The sequence below is a fragment of the Streptomyces sp. AcH 505 genome (assembly GCF_000818175.1).
Classification (GTDB): domain Bacteria; phylum Actinomycetota; class Actinomycetes; order Streptomycetales; family Streptomycetaceae; genus Streptomyces.
In genome coordinates, this window is record NZ_JTIY01000001.1 from 4,662,001 (window position 1) to 4,663,027 (window position 1,027).

Genomic DNA, 1,027 nt, shown 5'->3' on the forward strand with positions numbered 1-1,027 from the left:
GCGCGCACCGGGGCCGAGCTGGGCTTCGACACGGCCGTGTTGGTCGAAGCCGTCGACCGGCAGCCGGACATCGAGCTGCTGGCGGGCCCCGGCACCCCGCTGCTGACCGTCACCGAACCGACCGAGACGGCGACGGCGGCGGCGTTCGCGCACACCGCCGTCCTGGCGGGCCGGCCGGGCAACCAGGCGCCGCTCGCCGAGGCGGGGCGGCTCTTCGGACGGCTGGCGCATCTGCTGGACGCCGTGGAGGACAGGGAAGCTGACGCGGCGTCGGGTGCCTGGAACCCGCTCACCGCGACCGGCACCCCGCTGCCGGAGGCGCGGCGGCTCGCCGACGACGCGGTGCACGGGATACGTCTCGCCCTGCGGGACGCCGAGTTCGTCGACGACAAGCTGGCGCACGTACTGCTGGCGCACGAACTGCGCACCTCCGTCGACCGGGCCTTCGCCACGACGACGGCCTGCGCGCACCAGGGGCACGGGCCGGGACACGGCGCGGGGCACGGGCCGGGACACGGCGCGGGGCACGGGCCGGACGTGGACCCGGACGCACCGGCGGACCCCTGGACCTCCGGAGGGCGCGTACAGCCGCCCGAGCCGCCGCGAAGGGACGGCCGGGGCTTCCTGGCCGGCTGCGCGGTCTTCGCCGGACTGCTCTGCACCTGCCGGATGTGCTGCGCCGAGCGGTACGAGGGCCCGTGGTCGGGCAAGCACCGCGAGGGCTGCTGCCAGAGCTGCGACTGCGACGGCGGCTGCTGCGACTGCTGCCAGTGCTGTGACGGGTGCGACGGCTGTGACGGATGCGACTGTGACTGCGGCTGCTGAGATGTGACGGGTGGTCAGCCGGCCGCTGCCCCCTCCCGCCGGTGTTCACACCTCCGGCGCGCACCCCCTACGACCTGCGAAGCTGCGGCCAGAAGGCGGCCTTGTGCGGCCCGTCGGCACGCCTCGATACTCCGAGCGGCATGGCTTTCGACTCGGAGGAACGCACACGTGAGGATCAAGCACATCCGGCTGCCGTCGGCCG

General features: G+C 74.7%; 1 protein-coding gene. It reads left to right on the plus strand.

Annotation, left to right across the window (positions count from 1 at the left end; all coding sequences use genetic code 11):
• Positions 1–825, plus strand: an 825-nt coding sequence (locus tag HY68_RS21300; RefSeq protein ID WP_041991200.1) for a hypothetical protein, incomplete at its 5' end; no start/stop codon positions are given.
• Between the last annotated feature and the right edge of the window lie 202 nt (positions 826–1,027).